This window comes from Candidatus Hydrogenedentota bacterium (genome assembly GCA_013359265.1).
GTDB lineage: Bacteria > Hydrogenedentota > Hydrogenedentia > Hydrogenedentales > SLHB01 > JABWCD01.
In genome coordinates, this window is the sequence record JABWCD010000011.1 from 107,334 (window position 1) to 124,943 (window position 17,610).

At 61.0% G+C, this 17,610-nt stretch carries 18 protein-coding genes; 10 read left to right on the forward strand and 8 right to left on the reverse strand.

The features are described from left to right. Positions 1-43 precede the first annotated feature (43 nt). Genes HUU46_11835 through HUU46_11870 form a run of 8 tightly spaced genes read right to left on the reverse strand, consistent with a single transcriptional unit; the run spans position 44 to position 7,902 of the window. Complete coding sequence (locus HUU46_11835; GenBank protein NUM54327.1) at positions 44-976, reverse strand: bifunctional riboflavin kinase/FAD synthetase; 933 nt, start codon at positions 974-976, stop codon at positions 44-46. Beyond that, the gene (gene truB / locus HUU46_11840; GenBank protein ID NUM54328.1) at positions 976-1,869 is read right to left on the reverse strand and encodes a tRNA pseudouridine(55) synthase TruB; all 894 of its coding nucleotides are present in this window, start codon (positions 1,867-1,869) and stop codon (positions 976-978) included. The genes HUU46_11835 and truB overlap by 1 nt, the downstream gene beginning before the upstream one ends. After that, a complete protein-coding gene (locus HUU46_11845) occupies positions 1,866-2,852 on the reverse strand; it encodes a bifunctional oligoribonuclease/PAP phosphatase NrnA (protein NUM54329.1) in 987 nt (328 codons plus the stop codon). The genes truB and HUU46_11845 overlap by 4 nt, the downstream gene beginning before the upstream one ends. Then, positions 2,833-3,204 (reverse strand): 30S ribosome-binding factor RbfA, encoded by a 372-nt coding sequence (gene rbfA, locus HUU46_11850; GenBank protein ID NUM54330.1) that lies wholly within the window; start codon positions 3,202-3,204, stop codon positions 2,833-2,835. Before rbfA ends, HUU46_11845 begins: the two co-directional genes overlap by 20 nt. Next, a complete protein-coding gene (locus HUU46_11855; GenBank protein NUM54331.1) occupies positions 3,204-3,488 on the reverse strand; it encodes a DUF503 domain-containing protein in 285 nt (94 codons plus the stop codon). Before HUU46_11855 ends, rbfA begins: the two co-directional genes overlap by 1 nt. Before the next feature lie 10 nt (positions 3,489-3,498). After that, the gene (infB, locus tag HUU46_11860; GenBank protein NUM54332.1) at positions 3,499-6,246 is read right to left on the reverse strand and encodes a translation initiation factor IF-2; all 2,748 of its coding nucleotides are present in this window, start codon (positions 6,244-6,246) and stop codon (positions 3,499-3,501) included. Between the two features lie 58 nt (positions 6,247-6,304). After that, the gene (gene nusA / locus HUU46_11865; protein NUM54333.1) at positions 6,305-7,408 is read right to left on the reverse strand and encodes a transcription termination/antitermination protein NusA; all 1,104 of its coding nucleotides are present in this window, start codon (positions 7,406-7,408) and stop codon (positions 6,305-6,307) included. Between the two features lie 38 nt (positions 7,409-7,446). After that, positions 7,447-7,902 carry a ribosome maturation factor RimP gene (locus HUU46_11870; protein ID NUM54334.1) on the reverse strand — a complete coding sequence of 152 codons (456 nt, stop codon included), beginning with the start codon at positions 7,900-7,902 and terminating at the stop codon, positions 7,447-7,449. Between the two features lie 672 nt (positions 7,903-8,574). On the opposite strand from HUU46_11870, the gene HUU46_11875 reads away from it, so the two are divergent. The 10 genes from HUU46_11875 (at position 8,575) to HUU46_11920 (ending at position 17,505) form a co-directional block, all read left to right on the forward strand. Further along, positions 8,575-9,942, forward strand: coding sequence for a Na(+)-translocating NADH-quinone reductase subunit A (locus HUU46_11875; GenBank protein ID NUM54335.1), 1,368 nt, complete (start codon positions 8,575-8,577; stop codon positions 9,940-9,942). Continuing rightward, positions 9,942-11,177: an NADH:ubiquinone reductase (Na(+)-transporting) subunit B gene (locus HUU46_11880; GenBank protein NUM54336.1), complete on the forward strand. Its 1,236-nt coding sequence runs from the start codon at positions 9,942-9,944 to the stop codon at positions 11,175-11,177. The genes HUU46_11875 and HUU46_11880 overlap by 1 nt, the downstream gene beginning before the upstream one ends. Beyond that, on the forward strand, positions 11,167-11,949 hold the full coding sequence (locus HUU46_11885) for a Na(+)-translocating NADH-quinone reductase subunit C (GenBank protein NUM54337.1): 783 nt from the start codon (positions 11,167-11,169) through the stop codon (positions 11,947-11,949). The genes HUU46_11880 and HUU46_11885 overlap by 11 nt, the downstream gene beginning before the upstream one ends. Before the next feature lie 2 nt (positions 11,950-11,951). Beyond that, on the forward strand, positions 11,952-12,587 hold the full coding sequence (locus HUU46_11890) for an NADH:ubiquinone reductase (Na(+)-transporting) subunit D (GenBank protein ID NUM54338.1): 636 nt from the start codon (positions 11,952-11,954) through the stop codon (positions 12,585-12,587). A gap of 2 nt (positions 12,588-12,589) precedes the next feature. After that, positions 12,590-13,207, forward strand: coding sequence for an NADH:ubiquinone reductase (Na(+)-transporting) subunit E (gene nqrE / locus HUU46_11895; protein ID NUM54339.1), 618 nt, complete (start codon positions 12,590-12,592; stop codon positions 13,205-13,207). A 28-nt stretch (positions 13,208-13,235) separates the two neighbouring features. Continuing rightward, a complete protein-coding gene (locus tag HUU46_11900) occupies positions 13,236-14,471 on the forward strand; it encodes an NADH:ubiquinone reductase (Na(+)-transporting) subunit F (GenBank protein ID NUM54340.1) in 1,236 nt (411 codons plus the stop codon). A 173-nt stretch (positions 14,472-14,644) separates the two neighbouring features. After that, positions 14,645-15,688, forward strand: coding sequence for an FAD:protein FMN transferase (locus HUU46_11905; protein NUM54341.1), 1,044 nt, complete (start codon positions 14,645-14,647; stop codon positions 15,686-15,688). Continuing rightward, positions 15,664-16,134 carry a hypothetical protein gene (locus HUU46_11910; protein ID NUM54342.1) on the forward strand — a complete coding sequence of 157 codons (471 nt, stop codon included), beginning with the start codon at positions 15,664-15,666 and terminating at the stop codon, positions 16,132-16,134. Before HUU46_11905 ends, HUU46_11910 begins: the two co-directional genes overlap by 25 nt. Positions 16,135-16,167: 33 nt before the next feature. Continuing rightward, on the forward strand, positions 16,168-16,401 hold the full coding sequence (locus HUU46_11915; GenBank protein NUM54343.1) for a hypothetical protein: 234 nt from the start codon (positions 16,168-16,170) through the stop codon (positions 16,399-16,401). Positions 16,402-16,422: 21 nt separating this feature from the next. Continuing rightward, complete coding sequence (locus HUU46_11920; GenBank protein NUM54344.1) at positions 16,423-17,505, forward strand: NAD-dependent epimerase/dehydratase family protein; 1,083 nt, start codon at positions 16,423-16,425, stop codon at positions 17,503-17,505. Positions 17,506-17,610: the final 105 nt, after the last annotated feature.

Consider the following 17,610-nt stretch of genomic DNA (forward strand, 5'->3'; position numbering starts at 1 on the left):
AAACACGGTGCGCTGTATTCGGTTCCAGGACGGCCCGGTTCCATCATGCCCTGGCGGAAACGAAAAATGCCCGCGTCGCTTCGACGTCCTTGTGAATTTGGGCGATGAGGTCCTGCACGGTGGGGAACTTGATTTCGCTGCGGAGGCGTTGGCGGAAGACGAGTTCGATTTCGCTGCCGTCGATGTTGCCGGAGAAGTCGAGGAGGAAGGCTTCGATGGTGAGGTCTTCGTTGCGAATGGTTGGGGCGACGCCGATGTTTACCGCGGCGGGGTATTGCGCGCCGGCGAGTTTCGCCTCGCAGATGTAGACGCCCTGCGCGGGGATGGCGCTGTGGTGCGGCTGGATGTTTGCGGTGGGAAAGCCGATGGTCGATCCAATGTGCCGCCCAGGCACAATCCGGCCGACCAGCGAGTACGGGCGGCCGAGAAATGCTTCGGCTTTCTCGAGATCGCCGAGCAGCAAACGTTCGCGGATGAGCGTGCTGCTCACGCGCTCGCCGTCCATCAGTAGCGGCGGAACCTGTTCGACGTCGAACCCGTGCCGTTGCGACAGCTCCCGCAGCAGATCGAAATCGCCGCGCGCGTTGCGCCCGAAGCGGAAGTCGTGGCCGACGACTACGGCTTTCGCGCGGCAGCGATCGGCAATGATCTCGCGGACGAAGTCCTCCGGCTCCAGCGCGGCAACGTCCGCATCGAACCTTAATACTACGACGGCTTCGATGCCCGCTTGCTCGAACAGTTCGAGCTTTTTCGCGGTGTGCGTAAGCAGGCTTGGCGCGTGGCCGGGCGAGAAGAACTCGCGCGGGTGCGGACGCAGCGTCAACACTGCGGCGGTGCCGCCGTTCGCGTTCGCACGCGCGACAACCGCATCCAGGATCGCCCGGTGGCCGAGGTGGACCCCGTCGAAACTGCCGATCGTCAGGACAGGATTCGAGTCGTCCAGGCGCGTTGCGCGGATGTCGTGAATGACGCGCATCACCGCGCGCTCAACACCCGTTTCGGCAGAATGCGCACGACGCCGAGATTCGACTGCACTTCGCCGAGCGCGAGGAGGTCGCCGTTTTCCGCCTTCACCTGGACCCAACCACTGTCCGCCGGACAATCGCTGCGCAGATCGCGCCGCTCGAGGGCGCCGCCCGTTTCGACGGTGGCGCGGCTCGCATTGCGGACGCACACAGCAGGAAGGTCGAGCGCGTCGTTGACCGGCAACAGCGCCGCGGCCACGTCGTCCGGCGATTGGAACGCGTCGACGGGTTTCGCCCGCTCGATCGTGTGCTTGCCCACGGCCGTGCGCCGCAACGAGGCGAGCGTCGCACCGCAGCCGAGCTTCTCGCCTACGTCGTAGCACAACGTGCGCGCGTAGGTGCCGCGCGTGCACCGCACGCGAAACGCCGCGTCCGGCTCGGCATAGGAGAGCAACGTGAATTCTTTGACTGTCACCTTGCGCGGTTCGCGCTCGATCGTCTCGCCCTTGCGCGCGAGCTTGTAAAGGCGTTCGCCGCCCACCTTGACCGCGCTGACCATCGGCGGCACCTGCATGATATCGCCCGTCAATTCGTCGAACGCTTGTTGAATCTGGCCGGACGTCAACGGTGGTACAGGGCGTTCTTCGACCACTTTGCCGTCAAAATCGTACGAATCGGTGATTACCCCAAAGCGCATCGTGCCTTCGTATACCTTATCGAGTCCGGTAAGAAATTCGGACAGGCGCGTCGCGTTGCCGAGGCAGAGAATGAGCAGGCCCGTCGCGGCGGGGTCGAGGGTGCCGGTGTGGCCGATGCGCCGCATTTTCGCGGCCTTACGAATCCGGTCGACGACATCGTGCGATGTCATGCCGGCCGGTTTGTCCACCAGCAGGATGCCGTTCATAGGTCGAGACCGGAATGCGATCGGAGATGCGCGAGCACCGTTTTGCGGGCGTCATCGATCGAACACTCGAGCGTCGCGCCCGCGGCCACCGCGTGACCGCCCCCGCCAAACGCGCGGCACAGTTCCGCGGCGTTCAATTCCGGCTGCGTACGAAAGCTGACTTTCGTCTTGCCGCCATTGGTTTCGCGGAAAAGCATCGCGACACGCACACCTTCGATGTTGCGGAGATAGTTGATGAGGCCGTCCGTGTCTTCCGGCAACGCGCCGGTCTCCGCAAGATCGTTGGATAAGATGTCCGCAAACGCAACGGTACCGTTCGCGAGAAATTGGATGCGGCCCAGCACGCGCTGCAACAGGCCGTATTTGCCGCGTGACATCGTGTCAATCACGCGTTCGGTAATCGCGCGAATGTTGATTCCGGCGTCCATCAGCACGGACGCGATGCGGTGCGACCGCGCGGTGGTGTTCGAGTAGCGGAAGCTGCCGGTGTCCGTCGTCTGCGCGGTGTAGATGCACTCCGCCGCGGACCGCGTGAGCGGCACGCCGCCCCGCATGAAAAGGTCGTACACCATCTCGCCCGCGGCCGCGTACGTCGGATCGATCCATTTCACGACGCCGTCCGCGCTTTCGACAAGGTGATGATCGACAACGACAAAGCGCTCGGCCTTTGCAAGGAGCGGAGCGACTTTTCCGCTGCGGTCCGCGGTATGCGCGTCGATGAGGACAGCCGTATCGTACGAATCCACGACAGCGCCGGGAGCGACGATCCCGCTGGCGCCGTCAAGCCACGTGTATACGCGGGGCACCGGGTCTTCCAGCACGCATGTCACGCTGCTCTTGCCCATGCCGTGCAGCAAGTGGGCCAAAGCAAGGACACTGCCTATCGCGTCGCCGTCGGGGCTGATGTGGCTGGTGACGAGAAAGCGCGAACCCTGCCGGAGCGCCCCGATAACGTGTTCGGCCTCATGCGTCGAGATGGTCATGGCCGCTCTGCTCCGCGTGAATCTCTTTGAACTTCTCTTCGAGGCGGTACGCGTCGTCGAGCGTCGTGTCCTCGGTGAATCGCAATTCGGGCGTAACGCGCATGCGCAACTGCTTGCCGATTTCCCGGCGCATCCACCCCGACGCCTGCCGCAACCCCACGAGGGAGCTCTTCTTCTCCTGGTCCGATCCGAACAGGCTCACGAACACGTCCGCGTACGCGAGATCGGGTGACATCTTCACCCCCATGACAGACACAAAGCCGATGCGCGGGTCTTTCACGCCCTTCGTAAGCAACTCGGCGACGAGCTTTCGTATCTCTTCCGCGACGCGGGTGGGTCTACCGTGGGGCATCACATCATCTCGATATTCACGCCGGTCACAATCGCGTTTGCATTGTTCTCGGCGTAGTGCGCAATTTCATTGAGTTGCGTGTTCACAAACCGGCTGTCGTCGCCGACCACGCATACGGCGAGTTGGCAATAGACCCAATGGTCCTTGTTGTCGCCGACTTCCGACACGGAACAATTGTACCGGTTCCGCAGTTTTTCTTTCAGCCCCTTGACGACGCGGCGTTTGTCCTTCAGCGAGCGGGACCCGGGGACCGACAAGTCGAGCGTGAGTAGACCGATCGTCACTGCGCGCGCCTTACTCCAGCGTGCGTTTCACGGCCTCCACGCGGTAGGCCTCGATCACGTCGCCGGGCTTGATGTCTTCGTAGTTGTCGAGCTTGATGCCGCATTCGAAGCCCGCCGCGACCGATCGCGCGTCGTCCTTCATGCGCTTGAGCGATCCCAGCTTGCCTTCGTGTACGACGACGCCGTCGCGCGTCAGGCGCACGAGCGATGTGCGCGCGATCTCGCCATCGAGCACGTAGCACCCGGCAATGTTGCCGAGCGCCGACGAGCGGAACACCTGGCGGATTTCGACGTGGCCGGTCACCACTTCCTTCGATTCAGGCGCAAGCATACCCTCGAGCGCGAGGCGGACTTCCTCGATCGCTTCGTAAATGATGCGGTAGGTGCGAATGTCGACGCCGTGCTGCTCGGCGAGTTTCTGCGCTTTCGGGCTCGCGGCCACGTGGAAGCCGATGATGACCGCGTCGCTCGCGCTGGCGAGCATCACGTCGGATTCGTTGATTGCGCCGACGCCGCTGTGCACGACTTTCACCTGCACTTCGCTCGAACCGATCTTCGCCAGGCTCGACTCGAACACGTCTACCGAACCTTGCACGTCCGCCTTCAGCACGACGTTGAGCACGTTCTTTTCGCCCGCCATCATCTGCTCGGCGAAATCCTCGAGCGTGATGCGCTTGGCGCCTGCGCCCTGTTTGCGGCGCGCGTAGTCCGCGCGTTTCTCGGCGATGGCGCGCGCGGTGCGTTCGTCCGCGACGGCGATAAACGCATCGCCGGCGTTCGGCGGCGTGCTAAACCCGGTAACGACGACCGGCGTCGACGGTCCGGCTTCCAGGACGTTTTGGCCGCGCGCGGTGTGAATCGAGCGCACGCGCCCGTACGATTCGCCCGCGAGGAACACATCGCCGACGCGCAGCGTGCCGGACTGCACCAGCACCCACGCCACGGGGCCCTGCCCGCGCGAGATTTCCGATTCGATAATCGTTCCGCGCGCTTTCTTGTTCGGATTGGCTTTCAACTCGAGCATTTCCGCCTGGAGCACGAGCAGCTCGAGCAGATCGTCCACGCCGACGCCCTGCTTCGCGGAAATATCCTTCATGATGGTCTTGCCGCCCCACGCTTCGTCCGTCAACTCGTACTTGATGAGTTCCTGGCGGATGCGGTCGGGCTGCGCGTCGGGCTTGTCGATCTTGTTGACGGCGACCACGATGGGCACTTCCGCGGCCTTTGCGTGGTCGATGGCCTCGACCGTTTGCGGCATGACGCCGTCGTCCGCGGCGACTACCAGCACGACAATGTCCGTGCATTGTGCGCCGCGTGCGCGCATGGCGGTAAAGGCTTCGTGACCCGGCGTATCGAGAAACACGACGCGGCCATTGCCGATGGGGACATCGTACGCGGCGATGTGCTGCGTGATGCCGCCCGCTTCGCCCGCGGCGACGTTGGCGCTGCGCACGCGATCGAGGAAGGTCGTCTTGCCGTGGTCCACGTGGCCCATCACGGTGATGACCGGCGCGCGCGGCTGCAGGTCCTCCGGTTTGTCCGGCTCCTCGATGAGAAGTTCCGTTTCCTCGGGAATGACGGACTGCACTTCGAAGCCCTTTGGCTCCGCCAGTTTCCTGATTACGTCCAGTCCGAGTTCCTGGTTCTTGGTCGCCATGATGTTGAGGTCCATCAGATCGAGGATCAGATCGTTCACGCCGGCGCCCATGGCGTTGGCGAGTTCCTCGACCGACATGGTCTCCTCGACTTCGATCACGTTCGACTCGGTCAATTCCTCTACGATTTCGTATTCCCCCGTGTCCGCCCGGAACTTCTTGCGTTTGCGTTTGCGCGGGCCCACGCCGAACTGGCTGCCCGAAAGGTACTGGCTGACCGCGGCGGCCGCGTCGCGCTGGATGGTATCCGCGCCACGCTGCTTCTCCGCGCGTTTCTGCTTCTTGCGCGCCGTCTTGCCGGTGCCCGCGCGCCGCGCTTCCTGTTGGCGCTGCGCGAGGCGCTTGGCCATCAGTTCGGCGGCCTTGCGTTGCACCTCCGCGACGACCGCGGGGTCCGGCTTTGCGAGCGGCTTCGCCGCCGCCTTGAGCTTGCGCTCTTCTTCCTCTTCTTGGACGCGTTCGGCTTCCGCCAGGACGTCGCTGACTTCTTCCTCTTCCTCTTCAATGACCGGGCCGGTGGGGATTTCCTCGACGACCGCCTCGTCGACCTTCACGTGCGTTCCGTCCGCGCGGACGATTTCAACCACGGGTTCCGCGCGATCGACCGCGCTACCGATGATGATTTCCGGGCCCTTGGGTTTTTCGACGACTTTCTTCTTCGGGGCGGGCACCGGCTTGGCGACGGGCTTCTTGACGACGGGGACCTTAACTTCGGGAAGGACTATGCCCGCGTTCGCCGCGTCGCCGCGAACAATCTCGACGACGGGGTGATGCTCTTCTTCCTGGGCCTTGGCGGCTTCGGCGGCCGCCTTTTTGTCGGCGCGTTCTTTTTCGGCTTTCGCCTTGCGGGTTTCGGCGCCCTTCTTGGCGGCTGCCCGCCGCTTCTCTTCCTTCGCTTTCTCTTTGTCCGCCTCGCCGAGTTTTTTCTTTCGGATGTTTTCCGCGACCTTAGGGTCGTCGGAGACTTCGATCAGCAGATCGCACGATTCATCGTCGATCTTGGACTCAGGTCCATCGACTTCGATGAACATGTAGCGCAGCTGTTCGACGGCCCACTCCGGCGACATGCCGAGCCGATCGCACAGGCTGGAAACGGTCTGCATTCAGTCCTACTCCCGAGACCCCGGTTACTCACTTGCGCGCGCATCGCGAACGCATGGTTCACTCCGCCTCGCTGGTTGCGGCGCCGCCCTCTGCCCCTCCGGCAACGGGCGCGCCGCTTTCATCCACTTCGACGCCGGTCAATTCGACGTCGCTCTTGATATCGATGCTCCATCCCATCAGCCGCGACGCAAGCCGCGCGTTCTGCCCGCGCTTGCCGATTGCGAGCGAAAGCTGATCGTGGGGGACAATCACGAGAATCGTCTTCGTCTCTTCGTCTACGGTGATGTCGAGAATGTCCGCCGGGTTCAGCGCGTTGCCGCACATCTCGACCGGATCGTCGCTCCAGCGCACGATGTCGATCTTCTCGCCGCACAATTCCTCGACCACCGCGCGCACGCGCGACCCTTTCATGCCCACGCACGCGCCCACGGGATCGACGTTCGCGTCCTTCGACGCGACGGCAATCTTCGTGCGGCTGCCCGCCTCGCGCGCGATTGCACGAATCTCGACCGTACCGTCGTAAATCTCCGGCACTTCCATGTCGAACAACGCGCGCACCAGTTCCGGCGACGTGCGCGACAGCACCACCTGCGGGCCGCGCGCGTTCTTGTCCACCTCGTGCAGATACGCGCGCACGCGGTCGCCCGGCTTGAAATTCTCGCGCGGCGACTGCTGGCTCTGCGGCAGAATCGCCTCCGCCTTGCCCACGGTCACGATCACGTTTCCGTGGCTCACGCGCTTCACGATGCCGGTAACCAACTCGCCCTCGCGCTTCTTAAACTCGTCATAGACGTTTTCGCGCTCGGCGTCCTTCAACTTTTGAATAATCACCTGCTTCGCCGTCTGCGCGGCGATGCGGCCAAAGTCCTTCGCTTCCGCGGGCACCTTCAACGTGTCGCCCACTTGCGCCGCGGGATTCATTTGCTGGCCTTCGGCCAACGACATTTCCTTTGCCGGGTCCTCGATAGTCTCGACGATCGTGCGAAGCTCGAACACCTTCCACGCGAGCGTCTTCGGATCGATATCGACTGCGATGGACGCCGTCGGCGGAAAGCTTTTGCGCGCGGCGGTTTCGATCGCGCTGCGGATTGCCTCGAGCAGCGTGGCGCGATCCACGCTTTTCTCCGCCTGGAGCTGCTGCAAAATCGCCTGCAGGTTCAACTCTTTCGGGTCCACGGCACTTACCTCGCTCCCGGCCGTTACCGGTCCAGGTTCGCTCGTTGCACATTCTCAAACGCGATGGCGTATACCTGTCCATCACACTCGACGCTCACCGCGCCGTCAACGACTCCACGAATCACGCCCTTGAACTTCTTGCGCCCGTCCACCGGCATCGCGCTCTTCAGCGTGACCCGCTCGCCGGCGAACCGCTCGAAATCTTCCGGCTTGCGCACCGGCCGGTCCACACCCGGCGAAGACACTTCCAGCACATAGCTGTCCGTAAGAAACTCCGCCGCGTCCAGCACCGGGCCCAACACCTGCGATACCGCTACACAGTCGTCGAGCGTGACACCGCCTTCGCGGTCCACGTACAGGCGCAAAATACCGCGCCCGCCCTGCCCCGCGAACTCCAGCTCCACCAACTCGAATCCCTGTTCGAGCAGGTGCGGCTCGATCTCGCGCCAGGCGCGCCGAACCAGCTCCCGCGTATCCACGTAAGCCCCTTTCGGCCCACATGGGCACCAAGTAAAAAGAGTGGGATCGACCCACTCTTGTGTCAAGGACGCGCAATTACAAGGGCTAGCTTAGCATACAATGGGAACGAGGTGCAACCACACGGCGGGCAGTTGGGCCGCCGTTACCTCACAAAGCACAGTGACGGCAAGTAATTACCCGGATCGCACAGCCCGGAGGTGGCCGCAACCAAACGACGGTCCGTCCCGGGCGATCTCCTTCGCCGACGCGGCTTCGACTGAATCCGATCGGTACAGAATCTCGCGTGTTAGGTTCCGGTTAGGGGACGTCCTGCGGCGCATGAATTGGCCTGAGGATGCATGGGCGCCATCGCCCTGAATACGAGTGTTGGGACGCCCCGCCGAAATCGTGAAAAAAAGTGCGATTTAATCCGCAACAATTCAAGATATTAGAGCTAGTACACAGTCTATATAGCGCACAATTTTGCATTAAATAAAGGCCGTAGTTCGGCACTGGATGCCGATTAGCGACAATTGCCTTGGTGCGGAGATTGTGGCAAAATATCGCCTGTTTGCCGGATTTGGCGGTGACCATACGGTTACGCGCGTGCGGCCGACGCGCCCAGGCTGGGTTAAGGCGGCGGCTAGGCTGTAAATAGCTGGTAAGTAGTCACTTACAGGTGATTTAGCACAATGGCAGTCCACACCATCAAGAAGGGCCTCAATCTGCCCATCGCGGGGGACCCCGAGCAGGTTATTGACGCCGGCCGTGGCATCACGCGTGTCGCGTTGCTGGCGGATGACTATATCGGTATGCGGCCCACGATGCTTGTGCAGGCCGGCGATTCCGTCAAACGCGGGCAACCGCTTTTCGAGGACAAGAAGAACCCGGGCGTTATCTACACATCGCCCGGCGCGGGCACGATTGTCGCCATCAACCGTGGCGAGAAGCGCGCGTTTCAGTCCGTGGTCGTCGAACTCGACGCCGCCGAACGGAAAGGCGAAGGCGAACAGGCCGCGTTCGCGAACTTCACCGGCAACGATCCCGCGGGACTCAGCCGCGATCAGATTAAAGCGCTGCTTGTCGAGTCCGGATTGTGGGCCGCGCTGCGTACGCGCCCGTTCAGCAAAGTTCCCGCACCGGACACGACGCCTTTCGCGATCTTCGCCACCGCGACCGACACGAACCCGCACGCGCCAAACCCTGAACTGGTCATCAAGGGACACGAAAAGGACTTCGAGCGCGGACTGATTTGTGTCGCCAAATTGACTGAGGGGCGCACGTATCTCTGCAAAGCGCGCGGCGCCTCGATCCCCGCGAACCCGAACACCGGCATTCAGATCGAAGAGTTCGAGGGCGTGCATCCCGCGGGCACCGTCGGTGTGCATATCAACCGGCTGGCGCCGGTCAGCCATAAGAAGTCCGTGTGGCACGTGAACTATCAGGACATTATCGCCATCGGGAAGCTTTTCGGCAGCGGGAAACTCTTCGTTGAACGCGTTATTTCGCTGGCGGGCCCATCGGTCAAGAGACCGCGCTTGGTACGCACGCGGCTCGGCGCATCAACTTCGGACCTCGTCGAGGGCGAATTGAAGGAAGGCGAGCAGCGCGTCGTCAGCGGCTCTGTATTGTCGGGTCGCGCCGCGGCCGGCGATATCTTCGGCTATCTTGGCCGGTATCACCACCAGATTTCCGTATTGCGCGAGGGGCGCGACCGCGAATTCCTCGGATGGGCGGCGCCGGGCATGAAGAAGTTTTCGATCATCCCCGTATTCGCCTCGAAACTGTTCGGCGGCAAGTTCGAGTTTACGACGAATACCAACGGTTCTCCGCGCGCGATGGTCCCCATCGGCATGTACGAAAAGGTCATGCCCATGGACATTGTGCCTACGTACTTGCTTCGGTCGCTGTTGATCGGCGACATGGAAGAAGCGGAAAAACTCGGCGTGCTCGAACTCGACGAAGAAGACCTCGCGCTGTGCACCTTCGTATGCCCGGGCAAGCACGACTTTGGCGTGCACCTGCGCGAGATGCTGAACAAGATTGACAAGGAAGGCTGATGAAATTCCTGCTCGATCTCAATAACCGCGTCAAGAAAAACTTCGAGAGGGGCGGCCGCTTCGAAAAGCTGTACCCCTTGTTCGAGGCGAACGACACGTTTCTGTTCACGCCGGATTCCGTGACGCGGACCGCATCGCACGTGCGCGATGGACTCGACCTGAAGCGCATGATGATCACCGTCGTGGTCGCGCTCATTCCGTGTACGGTCTTCGCGATGTGGAACGTCGGGTATCAGGCGAACCTCGCCATCGACCCCGCGAAAATCGAGAGCCTTACCGGGTTTCAAAACGCGGTGATTCAGGCACTCGGTATCGGATACAACGCGAGCAACCCGATCGCGTGCTTCCTTCATGGCGCGCTGTATTTCCTGCCCGTCTACGTCGTGACCATTCTTGCCGGCGGGTTTTGGGAAGTCATATTCGCGATTGTCCGCAAGCACGAGGTGAACGAAGGGTTCCTTGTCACGAGCCTGCTCATTCCACTCACGCTCCCGCCGACGATCCCCTTGTGGCAGGTCGCTATCGGCACCAGCTTTGGCATTGTGTTCGGCAAGGAAGTATTCGGCGGAACCGGCATGAACTTCCTCAATCCCGCATTGGTGGCGCGCGCATTTCTCTTTTTCGCGTATCCCGGCCAAATTACCGGAGATCAGGTGTGGGTCGCCGCGGACCAAGCCGCCCGTGTAGACGGCTACAGCGGTGCGACGATCCTCGGTATAACGCGTTTAGAAGGCTTTAACCACGCCGCCTCCGAGCACAGCTACTCGTGGTGGAAGGCGTTTTCCGGCGTCGAGCTGGGATCGATGGGCGAAACGTCGGCGCTGATGTGTTTCATCGGCGCGGTCATCCTGATTGCGACGGGAGTCGGCTCGTGGCGCACGATGTCGGGCGTCGCGGTCGGCACTATTGTCATGTCGCTGCTGATGAACATGGTCCACTCGACCACGAACGGGTCGTTCGAGATCCCGTTCTACTGGCACATGGTGATGGGTGGCTGGGCCTTCGGCACCGTGTTTATGGCGACCGACCCTGTTTCATCCGCCTTCACCAACACCGGAAAGCTGATCTACGGCTTCATGATTGGCGCGTTCGTCGTGCTCGTGCGCGTTGTGAACCCGGCGTATCCCGAGGCGATGATGTTGTCGATTCTGTTTATGAACATGCTCGCGCCGCTGGTCGACCACTACGTGGTCAAGGCGAACATCAAGAAGAGGTTGGCGCGCAATGCAGCTTAATTCCGTCAAATACACGATCATGTTCGCGGCGATCGTCTGTATTGCCTGCTCGATCATGGTCGCCGTTTCGGCCGTGGCCCTCGCCGAACGCCAAGAACTGAACCGAAAGGTCTACAAGCAGCGCAATGTTCTGATGGCTGCGGGGATTATCAAGGACGGCGAAAAGGTATCGAACCAGGATGTCGTCAAACTGTTCGACGAGAACACCGAAATGAAGCTCGTCGATTTGAAGACTGGCGAATACGTCGAGGACGGCGATCCCGCGTCGTACAATCAACTCGCGGCGCGAGACGATCCCGCGCAGAGCCACCCCGCGCCCGAGAACAGCTCGAGCATCAAGCGTGTTCCGAACAAGGGGCTGGTTTTCCATGTCATGAAGGAAGGCAAGGTCGACGCAGTCGTGGTCCCGATCGAAGGGTACGGGCTGTGGGGTACGCTTTACGGCTATCTTGCCCTCGAACACGACGGCAACACGATCCGCGGCATTACGTACTACGATCACAAAGAGACGCCGGGTCTCGGCGGCGAAGTTGACAACCCGAAGTGGAAGGCATTGTGGCCCGGACGCAAAGGGTTCGACGATGATGGCAAGCCCGCAATTAGAGTGATTAAGGGGAAGGCAGGCAGCGTCGACGAGGCGCCACACGAAATCGACGGCATGTCCGGCGCGACGATTACCAGCAATGGCGTCACGCACATGATGGATTTCTGGCTAGGCGAAGCCGGCTACGGGCCGTTTCTTCACAAGTTCCGCGAACAAGGGAGTGCTTAGACATGGCAGCCTGGTTCGGTAAGAACGAAAGGGCCGCGCTGCTCGGGCCCGTATTCGACAATAACCCGATCGGCCTGCAGGTGCTCGGAATATGCTCCGCGCTTGCAGTCACGACGAAGCTCGACAAGGCCATAGTCATGGCGATCAGCCTGACGACGGTGACGGCCTTCTCGAACCTTGTAATTAGCTGCGTACGCAACTACACGCCTTCGAGCATCCGCATTATCGTGCAGCTTGCCGTCATAGCGTCCCTTGTCATTGTGGTCGACCAGATTCTGAAGGCGTACCTCTTCGAGGTAAGTCTGCAACTCTCCGTATTCACCGGCCTCATCATCACGAACTGCATCGTCATGGGCCGGGCGGAGGGTTACGCGATGCAGAACCCGCCGTGGATCAGCTTCATCGACGGCATTGGCAACGGCCTCGGGTATAGCGTCGTATTGATCATTCTCGGTATCGTGCGTGAACTCACCGGCTCCGGCAAGCTCTTTGGCTATCCCGTCCTCAATCTTGTGACCGACGGCGGCTGGTACGTGCCAAACGGGTTGATGCTTTTGGCGCCGGCAGCGTTCTTCATCATCGCTTGCTTCATCTGGGCCGTCCGCACGTGGAAGCCTGAACAGCAGGAGGCCGAGTAGTCATGGCCGAGCACTTCCTCAACCTCGCCGTCAAATCGATCTTTATCGAGAATATGGCCCTTGCGTTCTTCCTGGGTATGTGCTCGTTCCTCGCGTGCTCGCGTAAGGTCGAGACTGCGCTGGGCCTTGGCGTTGCGGTCATCTTCGTTCAAGTCATGACCGTGCCGATGAACAACCTCATCATGCACTACCTTCTGGCCGAAGGCGCGCTCGGATGGATACACCCGAGCCTCGCCCATGTGAAACTCGACTTTCTCGCGTTTATTCTGTTTATCAGCACCATCGCCGCAATGACCCAGATCGTGGAAATGGCATGCGATCGATTTGCCCCGAAACTGTATGCGACCCTCGGCGTGTTCCTGCCGCTTATTGCCGTGAATTGCGCGATTCTCGGCGGTTCGTTGTTCATGCAGGAGCGCGATTACACATTTCCGGAGAGCGTCGTATTTGGCGTCGGTTCCGGCTTCGGCTGGCTGCTGGCGATCGTCGCGCTCGCCGGCATTCGCGAAAAGATGCGCTACAGCAACGTGCCCCACGGCCTGCGTGGACTTGGTATTACGTTTATCACGGCCGGACTTATGGCCATCGCGTTCATGGCGTTCTCGGGCATTCAGTTGTAGGCCGGCGCGAGAATAGAAAGGCCCGCACATGGAAGTCGTCATCATCGTATCCGGCGTGTTGATGTTCACCGTCGTCATACTTCTGCTCGTCGCGGTGTTACTCTTCGCAAAGGCAAAGCTCGTGGCGACGGGCAACGTGAACATAATCATCAACGACGACGCAGCCGCGGCGATTTCCGTGCCCGCGGGAAGCACCCTGCTTGGCACGCTCGCCAACCAGAAGATTTTCATTCCCTCCGCGTGCGGCGGCAAGGGGAGTTGCGGCGTCTGCAAAGTGATCGTGAAGGAAGGCGGCGGCGAAATGCTGCCGACCGAACTGAACCACATCTCCCGCGGCGAAGCGAAAGAAGGCTGCCGCCTGTCGTGCCAGATCAAAGTTAAACAAGACATGAAGATCGAAATCCCCGCGGAGGTCTTCCATGTCAAGCGGTGGACCTGCAAGGTGCGATCGAACCACAACGTGGCCACGTTTATTAAGGAGTTTGTGCTCGAGCTGCCGGCTGGCGAGTCTGTACCCTTCCGCGCAGGCGGGTATATCCAGATCGAGTGTCCGCCCCACACCGCGGACTTCAAGGACATCGTCGTCGAGGACGAATACCGCGGCGATTGGGACAAGTTCAACCTCTGGAAACTCAAGTCCGTTGTGACCGAAAAAGTCGAGCGCGCGTACTCGATGGCGAACTATCCGGAAGAGAAGGGCATCATTATGCTCAACATCCGCATCGCGACGCCGCCGCCCCGCGCGCCCGAAGGCACGCCCCCCGGCATCATGTCCTCCTACATCTTCAGCCGAAAGCCCGGCGACGAGGTCGTAATCTCCGGACCGTTCGGCGAGTTCTTCGCGAAGGACACCAACGCCGAAATGATCTTTATCGGCGGCGGCGCGGGCATGGCGCCGATGCGTTCGCACATATTCGATCAGTTCAAGCGCCTGCACACCAAACGCAAGGTCAGCTACTGGTACGGAGCGCGCAGCCTTCGCGAAGCGTTCTACGTCGAAGACTTCGACATGATCCAGCGCGAGAACGAAAACTTTAAGTGGCACCTCGCGCTTTCCGAACCGTTGCCGGAAGACAACTGGACCGGCTACGTCGGTTTCATCCACCAGGTCCTCTACGACAACTACCTCAAGAACCACCCCGCACCCGAGGACGTCGAGTATTACATCTGCGGCCCGCCCATGATGAATAGCGCCGTGATCAAGATGCTGCACGACCTCGGCGTCGAAGACGAAAACATCCTGTTCGACGACTTCGGCGGCTAATGCACGCGCGCGGCCCAAACTTAAGTCCCCCTTTGAAGGGGGATTTAGGGGGATGTGGCGCCACGCCAAAAGCCTCTCCTCGCCTTACGATCAACCACCTGTCTTTTCGTGCTCGTGCTCGTGCTCGTGCTCGTGCTCGTAATCGTAATCGATCCTTCGGCTCCGCCCGTCTGGTGTGTTTCGTCGTCATTCCACTTCTGATCGCGCTTTCCGGTTGCCAACGCGAGGACAGCGTCGCCGTATTGACCTTGCACGGTGCGACGTTCGATGGCCCCACCATGGGCACGCATTACACGGTAAAAGTGCGAGGCGTTGAATCTAAGGAGGCAGTGGAATCGGCTAGGCAAAGCGTCTCGGATATCCTCAACCGCATCGACTCCATGATGTCGACCTACAAACCCGGCTCCGAGCTTTCGCGCTTCAACCAACACCAGAGCACGGAGCCGTTCAACGTCTCGCCCGAGATGATCGAAATCTTCCAAACGGCGCGCGAGGTGAGCGACGCAACCAACGGCGCATTCGATATCACCGTTGGCCCAATCGTAAACGCGTGGGGCTTCGGCCCGGAAAAGCACACCGCGCCGCCAACGGACGCCGAAATCGCGGCGCTCCTCCCGCGCGTGGGCTACAAGATGGTCACGGCAGATGCCGCGTCTTCGACGATCCGCAAGGAGCGCCCGGATATCTATTGCGATCTCTCCGGCATTGCACAGGGCTATGCCGCGGACCAGATAGCGAAGGCGCTTGACGATCTCGGCATTTCAGACTACATGATCGACATCAGCGGCGAGTTCCGAACGCGCGGAAAAAATGACACGGGTCAACCTTGGCAAATCGGCATCGAACGCCCCGACGCGCCCGAACGTACCGCGCAACTTGTCGTGCCGTTGTCCAACATGTCGCTTGCGACCTCCGGCGACTATCGCAACTACCGCGTCGAAAACGGCGTCCGCCTCTCCCACGAAATCGACCCCGCCACCGGGCGGCCGGTGCAGCACAAACTCGCTTCCGCCACCATAGTCACCGAACAATGCGCGTACGCCGACGCGTACGCCACTGCGCTCATGGTGCTCGGTCCGGAGAAGGCACTCGCGCTTGCGGAGGATAAGGGGCTTGCGGTCTACTTGCTTGTGCGCAACGAACAGGGCGGTTTTGACGAAGTGCAGTCCACCGCGTTCAAGGAGCGGATCGCATGGCAAGAGACGTTGAAGCACTGAAGGAAACGCTACGGCGATGGACCCTGTTCCTCGGCGTACTTCAAATCACGGTGGGCTGCGTCGTGGGTTTCATTCCTCCCTCCGTGGTGCCGTGGTTTCGCGGCATCGTGATGGCGCACATCGAATTCGCGATGAACGGCATTCTATTGATCGCGTTTTCGTTTCTCGCTCGTGAACTCGCGCTCGGCCCAAAGACGCTCTGGGCCTGGTTCGGCACGCTCCAAATCGGCACGTGGACGAATGGCGGCGCAGGTCTCGCTGGCGCGTTCATCGGAGCGTCGTCAAGACTCATGCCGACATTGAACGAGAAATTTCCGCCGCCCCGTGGCACGGAAGACGCTATAGTGACAAATCTTCTCATGCTCTGCGGGATCACCATCATGATCGCGCTGCTGCTCACGCTGTATGGGCTGCTGCCCGCGTTGAAACGACGGAAGTCCGCGTGACAGCGCAGCGATTACGAATGGTATAATGTATTCATGCTTCCCACGCTCATACTCGTTTTCGCCGCCTTCGGTCTCGCTATGCTCATGATGGCGGTCGGCGTCATGTTCAGCGGACGCTGCCTGCGCGGGTCCTGCGGCGGCACGCCTGTGTTCGGCCCCGACGGCGAACCCCTCACGTGCGCAACGTGCCCGAACAAGGACAAACACAAGGCCGGCGAGTGTGACGACGACGATGCCTGCCCGCGCAAGAACGTTCCCGTTCATTAAGTTCATCGGCGTGAACGACCCATGCCTACCGCGATCGTAACCGGCTCCGGCGGACTGGTCGGGTCCGAAGCCGTCCGCTTCCTGTCCGCAAAAGGATTCGCCGTCGCCGGCGTTGACAACGACATGCGGAAGTATTTTTTCGGCGACGAAGCCTCCACCGCGTGGGCCGTCGAGAATCTCAAATCTCAAATCTCAAATTACCGACATCATAACGTCGATATCCGCGACGCCGCGGCCCTGGATCGCGTCGTAGCCGGATACACAACCGATACGAAGCTAATTATCCACGCCGCGGCGCAACCCTCGCACGATTGGGCCGCGCGCGAACCGCTCACTGATTTTGCCGTGAACGCGAACGGCACGCTGAATCTGCTAGAAGCAGCGCGCCGGCATTGTCCGGATGCGGTATTCATTTTCACCTCGACCAACAAGGTCTACGGCGACCGGCCCAACAAGCTTCCGCTCGTCGAAAGCGTGAACCGGTGGACCGTCGACTTCGCGCACGAGTACGCGAACGGTATCACCGAAACCATGCCAATCGACGCGTGCACGCACTCGATCATGGGCGCGTCGAAGGTGGCCGCGGACATAATGGTGCAGGAGTACGGACGTTACTTCGGCATGAAGACCGTCTGCTTCCGCGGCGGCTGCCTGACGGGCCCCGGACATTCCGGCGCGGCGCTGCACGGATTTCTCGCGTACCTAATGAAGTGCTGCGTGATCGGCCGCGAGTATCAGGTGCTCGGCTACAAGGGCAAACAGGTGCGCGACAACATTCACAGCGCCGATCTGATCGACGCGTTCTGGCAGTTCTATCAATCGCCGCACGCGGGTGAGGTCTACAACATCGGCGGCGGGGTGTACAGTAACGTGTCCATCCTCGAAGCCATCGCCCTGGCCGAGGAGATCGCCGGCAAGAAAATGATAACCACGTACCGCGAACAACCCCGCACCGGCGATCACATCTGGTGGATCAGCGGCATGCAAAAATTCCAGTCGCACTACCCCGAATGGCACATCACCCGCGACATCCGCACGACGATGGAAGAAATCTACCGGGCGCTCGTCGAGCGGTCCACTGAAAACTCAATCGAGAACGCATAGGGCCTATGCGACTCATACGACCGGTACGCTGCGTCAGGTCGTCTGCTTCCCTTTTGTCCCATCCCGCCCCTAACGAAAAACGGCCCCGTTTCCGGGGCCGCTTCG